Source organism: Psychrobacter sp., from assembly GCF_030457785.1.
Lineage (GTDB): Bacteria > Pseudomonadota > Gammaproteobacteria > Pseudomonadales > Moraxellaceae > Psychrobacter.
Genome location: NZ_JAKDUI010000118.1, coordinates 1 through 8,371, shown reverse-complemented (window position 1 = coordinate 8,371; position 8,371 = coordinate 1). Strand labels below are relative to the sequence as shown.

Annotated in this window: 6 protein-coding genes; 3 read left to right on the top strand and 3 right to left on the bottom strand. The window is 45.9% G+C overall.

The features are described 5' to 3' along the window. Positions 1-10: 10 nt before the first annotated feature. Entirely contained in the window at positions 11-724 is a 714-nt protein-coding gene (locus L0J61_RS06960; RefSeq protein ID WP_301465607.1) for an RluA family pseudouridine synthase, read from the top strand. A 51-nt stretch (positions 725-775) separates the two neighbouring features. Here L0J61_RS06960 and L0J61_RS06955 read toward each other — a convergent pair whose 3' ends face one another. Next, a complete protein-coding gene (locus tag L0J61_RS06955) occupies positions 776-1,726 on the bottom strand; it encodes a D-2-hydroxyacid dehydrogenase (protein ID WP_301465606.1) in 951 nt (316 codons plus the stop codon). Between the two features lie 358 nt (positions 1,727-2,084). On the opposite strand from L0J61_RS06955, the gene rapA reads away from it, so the two are divergent. Next, complete coding sequence (gene rapA / locus L0J61_RS06950; RefSeq protein WP_301465605.1) at positions 2,085-4,973, top strand: RNA polymerase-associated protein RapA; 2,889 nt, start codon at positions 2,085-2,087, stop codon at positions 4,971-4,973. A 540-nt stretch (positions 4,974-5,513) separates the two neighbouring features. Next, a complete protein-coding gene (locus tag L0J61_RS06945) occupies positions 5,514-6,416 on the top strand; it encodes an acyl-CoA thioesterase II (protein ID WP_301465604.1) in 903 nt (300 codons plus the stop codon). A gap of 140 nt (positions 6,417-6,556) precedes the next feature. Here the strand turns inward: L0J61_RS06945 and mutY are convergent, their stop codons facing one another. Further along, positions 6,557-7,900, bottom strand: a complete 1,344-nt coding sequence (gene mutY / locus L0J61_RS06940) for an A/G-specific adenine glycosylase (RefSeq protein WP_301465603.1) — start codon at positions 7,898-7,900, stop codon at positions 6,557-6,559. Then, positions 7,897-8,349, bottom strand: a complete 453-nt coding sequence (locus L0J61_RS06935; protein WP_301465602.1) for a hypothetical protein — start codon at positions 8,347-8,349, stop codon at positions 7,897-7,899. The genes mutY and L0J61_RS06935 overlap by 4 nt, the downstream gene beginning before the upstream one ends. Between the last annotated feature and the right edge of the window lie 22 nt (positions 8,350-8,371).

Genomic DNA, 8,371 nt, shown 5'->3' with positions numbered 1-8,371 from the left:
ATTTGATTTTATGCCTTTTACTGATGAAGAAGTCGATGCCCTCAATGAGCAGGAGCGTGCCTATCCGCTTGAATTTTTTCAAGCATTTGCTAAGGAGATTACCGTCTATGAAGACGATGACATCTGGGTCGTTGATAAGCCAGCAGGGCTGTTAAGCGTCGATGGTAAGACGTTAAAGGTTAGCTTGTTGGCGCGACTTGAGCGCGTCAATCCAGCGGTCAAGCTCATTCATCGCTTAGATATGGATACCTCGGGATTGCTTATTTTTGCCAAAAACGCTGCTGCACAAAGTAATATTAGTAAGCAGTTCATCGAGCGTTTGCCACAAAAGAAATATCAAGCGCGGGTCTTTGGTAAATGGCAAGAGGTCGGTGCGACTGGCAAAATATCTGTACCAGTGCGCTATGAGCCTACGACAAAACCGCGGCACATCGTAGACCATAACTGGTCAAAAAACGCACTAACACTATATGAGGTAATGGCTCACGAAGAGTGTAATGGTCAAACAGTCACACGAATATTCCTAAAGCCTGTCACTGGGCGTAGTCATCAGTTGCGTGTACACATGGTGCATGTCGGATACGTGATGATTGGTGATCCGATTTATGCGGAGGGCACGGCATTGACGATTGCGCCGAGGCTCAATTTGCATGCGCAGCAGTTACGTCTAAAACATCCAGTGCTGGGTGCTTGGATGGATTGGGAAAGTCCGTGCCCTTTTTGATCGGTTTATTACACTGAGCCAATTTGGTTAATTGTTTATTAAGTTACTTGATTATCTATTTGCTTGATTGTCTATAAAGTCAGCCACCTGTTTGCACAGTATGTGCCACAAGGTTTGTTGCGCACTTTCGCTGCCCCATGCGTTGTGTGGGCTAAATATCACACGAGGATGGTCGCTAATGCTCAATAGTGGGTCATCATCAGTGATAGGCTCTTGTTCGAAGACATCACTGGCATAGCCGATGATTTGCTCACTGTTGATGGCATTGGTCAGTGCTTGGCTATCGACGATACCGCCACGGGCAACGTTGACAAGTAGTGGTTGCTTAGTCATTTTGGCCAATGTGTCGTCATTAATGAGATGCTTGGTTTGATCGTTCAACGGGCAATGCAGGCTAATCACATCCGAGCGGGCAAGCACGTCATCAAAAGCGGTATAATCGTCATTACGAGGTGTGCACCCTTGATGGTCTGCCCATAAAACGGTCATTCCAAAGGCACGAGCAATCTCAGTCACGCGCTTGCCAATGGTGCCAACACCGATAATACCTAGCGTCTTATCCTCTAGGTCGATCAGTGGAATGTCGAGCAGACAGAAGTTGCCGTTGTCTTGCCATGAGCCATCGGCGACCTTTTTATGGTAATAAATGCTTGAACGCATGGCACTGAGCATCAGCATGAAGGTATGCTCAGGAACACTTTTGACGGCATAGCCAGCGACATTATAGAGTGTGACGTCATGCTCAGCACAGGTGTCTTGATCGACGTTGTTCATACCAGTGGCTGTCAACTGAATAAGCTTAAGGTTGGGTAAACTGCTGATAACATCCGCGTCAATTTTGACTTTGTTGGTGATGATGATTTCAGCGTTTTTGCAGCGCTCTTTAATGATCTCATTGTCTTCTGGGGTATCATCATAAGTGGTATAGTCGCTAAGACCAGCTGGTGCTGATAAGTCAACGCCGTCGGAAAATGTGCCTTTATCTAAAAAAACCGCTTGCATGGTGAGTCCTTATTTTATTGTTTTGTGTCGATAGTTATTCACTTAATGTAGCACGTTGGGGTTTTTAGTCAAAAATGATTCAGTTAATGGGCTCACAAAGGCCATTACTGTCGCCATCGACCTCTTGAAAAGTCAACTTATCGCACTCATCTAGCCGCTAACGCTATATAATGGTCTACTTTAGCCAGAGTATGTAACTAATTTAGCTAGAGCATGCAAATAATTAGTACGGTTAGCTTAGGATTTGTCCCCAATCTAATGATGACAAGTCCTAGCTTTACAGCATGAATGGCTATTCGCAGCGAGCATTGCTATCTCATTTATTTCTTATTACCAGAGTACAAAAAGACATCGCCTTATGACTACCTCTATTGCTTCATTACACAGTACTGAATTCGCCGTTGGTCAACGTTATTTATCTGATACGGAGTCTGAGCTTGGCTTGGGTGTGGTCATTGATGTCGACGACCGATGTGTGCATATTTTATTTCCACAAAGTGAAGAGACCCGCGTCTATGCCAAAAATTCGGCGCCACTTTCACGGGTGGTATTCAAAGTGGGCGACACTGTCTACGATCAAGAGGGCAATCGTTATACGGTCAACGCGGTGGACGAAGTGATGGGTGTGCTCAAATATGGCGTCGATGAACACGAGCGCGGCATTATGGAAACTCGCTTGGCTGCCAATATTACTTTGGCCAAACCGCTTGAGCGCCTGCTGGCTGGTCGCATAGAGCGTGGCGACTGGTATGAATTGCGCCAAGACATCTTGCGCATGCAGTCAGCGCTGGCTGGTCATCCACTCAAAGGTTTGATGGGTGCGCGAGTCGATATTATCGAACATCAGCTCTATATTGCACATGAAGTCGGTAAACGTATCGCGCCTCGCGTGTTGTTGGCTGATGAAGTGGGGCTGGGTAAAACCATCGAAGCGGGTTTGATCATACATCAGCAACTAATCACCAGCAAAGCAGAGCGGGTATTAATCCTCGTGCCAGACAGTCTGCAATACCAATGGATGGTTGAGCTGCGCCGCCGCTTTAATCTGAACTTTGCCTTGTTTGATTTGGTACGTACAGCAGCGATTAAAGAGCATGACCCTGAGCAAAACGTCTTTGCCACTGAGCAATGTATCATTGCTGGTATGGATTTGCTGCTCGATCATCCTGACCTATACGACCAAGCGATGGACGCTGGGTTTGACTTGTTGGTGGTCGATGAAGCCCATCATCTGCACTGGGACGAAGCACAAGGCGGCAACGATAAATACGATTTGATTGCGGACTTTGCTGAAGAGACACCAGGCGTGATGCTATTAACCGCGACACCTGAGCAACTAGGCGCACAAAGTCACTTTGCTCGTTTACGTTTGCTTGACCCCAATCGTTTCGATGATTTGGATGAGTTTCTTGATGGTCAAGAAGCGTTCGCCGAAACGGCTGCTGTCGCGGGTGTGCTGATAGAAGATCAGCCACTAAGCGAAGGGCAAATCACCGCATTGAGTCATCTACTGGATATCGGCATGGATGAGCTGGCAGCCATCAATGATGATGAGAAACTGCGTACTTATGCGTTGAATGAGTTGTTGGACCGTCATGGTACAGGTCGTATTCTGTTTCGTAATACTCGCGAAAGTGTGAAAGGTTTTTATGGGCGTAGTAGTCAGCCGTATCCACTGCCATTGCCTGATGCGTGGAAAGATAGCTACCAAGTCAATGGTAAGCTACGTGAGCAGCTATGGGGCGAAGAAAATCAACCTGATGGCGGTTGGCTAGAGGATGATCCACGCGTACCTTGGTTGGTCGATATCTTGCGAGGTGAACTCAAGCATCAAAAAGTGCTGCTGATCGCTCGCAGTGGTGCGACCGTTGAGAGCTTAGAGGCTGTGCTACGCTTACATGCAGGCATTAAAACGGCTATATTCACTGAGCAAATGAGCTTGCTTGAACGTGACCAAGCAGCAGCATTTTTTGCAGATGGTGAAGGTGCACAGATACTGTTGTGTTCAGAGATTGGCTCAGAAGGTCGTAATTTTCAGTTCGCCAGTCAATTGATATTGTGGGATCTCCCTGCCAATCCAGATACGTTGGAGCAGCGTATCGGTCGTCTAGATCGTATCGGTCAGACTCAGCAAATCATGTTGCATATCCCTTATGTACAAGGCACGGCACAAGAGCGTCTCTATCATTGGTATGACAAAGCACTCAACATGTTTAATCAGATCTCACCGACAGCGCAAAGTGTGCAAGAGCAGTATATCCAAGAGCTAAAGCCAGTGCTTGAAAGCGCTGATACCAGTGAAAACAGAGCGGTGTTAGAAGGGGTCGTTGAGCAAGCAGGCAAAACGCGATTGGGATTAGAAGCACAGCTACAAGCGGGTCGTGACCGCTTGCTAGAGTACAACTCTTGCCGCCCACGCGTTGCTGGGCGTATCGCTGATGCCATGCATGATTTTGATAGTCATAATCTGCTGCCAAACTTTATGGATCGATTTTTTGCGTCAGCCAACATTGAGCATAGTGTGCAGAGAGATGGTTCATGGGTCATTGCCCCGATTGACAGCACCGAGATCAGTGAGTACATCGATGGTTTACCATTGGGTGACGAAGATGGCATGACGTTGACATTTGAGCGTCAGCAAGCCCTACAGCGCGAAGACATAGATTTTATCAGTCATGAGCATCCGTTGATGCGTGCGATATATGATTTGGCAAGTACCAGTACCTTTGGCAATACCACCGTTGCTATGCTCAAAAGTGCTGCTGTACCTCAAGGCATGGTGTTGCTCGAGGTCAACTTTCGCGTAGAGGCAATCGCACCAAAAATGCTCAACTTACCGTCTACCATTACCACGCAAAACATTCGTGTGTTTATCAGCGAGCAGGGTAATGATTTATCAGAGCGTATCAGCAGCGATATGATCATGCCTCACATCGAGCGTTTGGACAAAAACCGCGCGCGTCAGGTCATCAAAGTACGTAGTGATGTGATCGAGCAGCGTTATCATGATGCCGAAGCGATCGCCCGTCAGCAGCTCAACGATATCGGTGAGCAAGCAAGTGCCCGCTTCACGCAGCAGTGGTCACGTGAGATCAAACGTTTGCAGCATCTGCAAACCATTAACCCCAATGTACGCCCAGAAGAAATCGAGCGGCTAGAGCAGCTAAAAGCCCAAGGTGAACAAGCGTTGGATAATTTATCATTGGTGCCGGATTCTATTCGTGTGCTGGTGTCTGTGAAACCATAATTTGGTGATACTTTAAAAACGAGGTGCCAGTGTTTGAGCCACCTCGTTTTGAGTGTTCCATGGTGATTAGGGTGTGCTCAACACGGCTTAATATTTGTGTGACTTCTAGGGTCATGGCCAAAAAGAGGTAACATGCTAGTCAAAGCCTGTGATATTGGGTACTATATTGCCCTTCTCGTTTGTACTAAATACTAGGGTGAATCTCAATCTGAAGCGTGCACTCTAAGTAGGCTAAAATGGTTAAATGTTTGCTTAACTGTGTCAAGTAGTTGATTCATATCCCGATATTATCAGCGCTGTTTTTCACTTAGTTGCCATTTATCTCATTTTAATCACCATCTTCAAAACGAGCACACGCACAGTCATAGCGCTGTTAAGTCTGTATTTTTGTTCTAAAACTCTCTTGTGTGTTTTTTACAAGTGATTTCATTTTATTTTACATTCAAACGCAAAGGATTTGCCGATATATCACCTAAATATAGTGGGCGACTTATATTTAGGCATTTTGCGTTTTTGATAAAAATAAGGAAACCTATCGTCATGTCCGATTATTCGCAACTGATTGATGAGCTGCTTGCTACCGTATCGCTAACTGAAGTTACTCCTGATGTCTTTGAAGGGCAGAGCCATGACTATGTTGGTAGTCGCATATTTGGTGGGCAGGTGCTCGCCCAAGCGATCATGGCGGCAGCGCATACGCTAGAAAAAGATAAGCCTTGTCACTCATTGCACGGATACTTTTTGCGTGGCGGTGATATTAAACAGCCTGTGATTTATAGGGTACGTCGCCTGCGAGATGGTCGTAGTCTTTCTGCCCGTGAGGTGACGGCGATTCAGTATAAAGAGCTACGTGGTAAAGAACCAACCGAGCAGGTTATATTTTCGATGATTGCTTCTTTTTCACCGATGGAAGGGGGGCTGGAATATCAAAAAGACATGCCCGTTTATCCACCACCTGAGGACTTGCTCGCTGAACAAGATCTCAAAGAAGAGTATGTCGGCAAAATTCCAGAGCCCCTGAAAGCACGTTTTATGCGTCGTCGTCATGTCGAGATAAAACCAGTCAAGCCGCGCGATCCTATTCACCCAGAGCCCATGAAACCTAAGCAGGCAAACTGGCTACGTATCGGTGATTTGGGTAAGCAACCAGTGGCGATACAGCAAGCACTGCTCGCATTTTCGTCTGACTTTTATCTCGTTGGCACAGGTCTGATGTCGCATGGTGTCAGCTTTATGACCAGTGGTTTACAAGCGGCGAGTATTGATCACTCTATGCATTTTCATCGTGGCTTCGATCTGAATAACTGGCTGCTATACGATATGTGGAGTGGCACGACCTCTAATTCTAAAGGGTTGAACCATGGGCATTTTTGGCAGGATGGCAATTTGGTTGCCACTGTGCAGCAAGAAGGGCTGATGCGTTTGCGGGTGCCGAAGTCTTAGCGTTAGCGATTGCTATAAAAAGTTATAAAACACATCAATAAAGCGGCTTATCATTTATGATGAGTCGCTTTTTTGATTCGTTGTTTTACCATAGGGTGCTCAAACAGGCTCAGTCGCTAAGGCACAAGTGAACGAGGTGATTACGCTAACAGTTTAACCATCGCTCGTGGCAGTCCAAGTGTCGCTTGAGCGTCTTTGGTATTTAACCAATTGATATTAATTTGTGCAGCGTTCAGTGCTTTGGTTATATCGGCAGTTTGCTTGGCATTTAAGGCCACTGAGTGCGGCGTCAAATACCAATGGAAGTGAGTCAGTGAATGTTTAATCGTCGTATCTTTCATCGTACCTTTCGTCGTATCTTTGAGCGATGGGTTATTGACTGGTGTGGTTTCTAGTTCGTGGGTGATGAGCCATTCAGTGATGATTTGCTCGGCGGTGGTGAACTCTGTTTCGTATAGTTTTTCATTGCTACGCACATTGCTGATCAACTCACTTGGTGCATTCGATGTGTTTGATGGTTTGTTACTGCTAGCAGCTGACTTTTTATCCGTCTTATTTTCCGCTTTTTTGCTTGCTGTCTTGCTTGCTGCCGTGCTCGAAACTTTTTTGACGAATTGTAATGGCAAGCTCCATAACCCACCCCAAATGCCATTGTCAGGGCGCTGTAGCCACAATACCTCACCTGCTGTATTTTTAATCAGTAATGCATGACTGAACTTACTGGGTTTGGGCTGTTTTTTTGCCTTGAATGGATAGTCCGTTTCACGTCCCTGTGCATGGGCTAGGCAGTCTTCTTGGAGTGGACATAACAGACAGGCAGGCTTGCTGCGGGTACATAATGTCGCCCCCATATCCATCATGGCTTGGGCAAATAGTCCTGAATTTTCTTTAGGCGTTACCCGCTCTGCCAGCGCCCACAGCTCTTTAGTGGTGGCAGATTTGGTGATATCACCGTCGATGGCCACCCAGCGTGTCAGCACACGTTTGACATTGCCATCACAAATGACGCCGTATTTATGCAGCCCCATCGCCATAATCGCTCCAGCGGTAGACAGACCAACACCAGAGACCGCTTCCCAACCTGTTTGGGTCTGCGGAAAGTCACCTGTTTCTTCAATCACTTCGACCAATTGTTTGGCGCCTTTGTGCAAATTGCGCGCGCGTGCGTAGTAGCCAAGCCCTGCCCAATGCTCCGCCACCGTATCCCAATCCGCAGCTGCTAAGTCTTGCACGGTCGGAAACGATTCCATAAAGCGCGCAAAGTAGGGCAGTACAGTAGTCACTTGTGTTTGCTGCAACATCACTTCCGATAGCCAAACGATATAAGGGTTTGGCGTGTCGGTTTGGTGTTGTTGCCAAGGTAAATCGTGGCGACCGTTTTCGGCAAACCAATCAAGGAGGCGAGGTGCGAAAGAGTTTAGGGATGTTGGAGAGTGGCTAAAATCGGTATCAGAAGGTATAGAGTTGGCAGTTAGCTGGGTCATAGGTTTTTTTCGTCTTTTTTGGAAAGGTGTTCTCTTATTCTTGCTTTGGATTTCTCATTTTCCATGTTTCGGTCTCTCTGAGAATATGAGTCAACCTTAATTCGTTTACTACTTTTTATAAGTGAATCTAGGTTTTTTCTTATCTTTTCTATTTCAATCGATGTGCGATAAGCAGGATTGCCATTGCCTAGCTCTGTTATTCCTTCAAATTCTGAAAGGTCAATTACTGAGTAGTTAGTGTAGGAGTTGCCCTCCATATCTTCAAAAGTTATTTTAAAAGATAATCTAGTTTCAAAAAAACCTTTGCCATACTTTTGCTGCATATCGATAAAACTAAATAAAAAACTCTTCTTTGTACCATTAACTCCTAGTGGGTTTAAAGAGTTTTTAAAAAAGCTTAGTTTTTCCAGTGTACCTACTATAGTAAATCTTATATAAAATCGATACAATAGCTATCATAAACTCATTTAA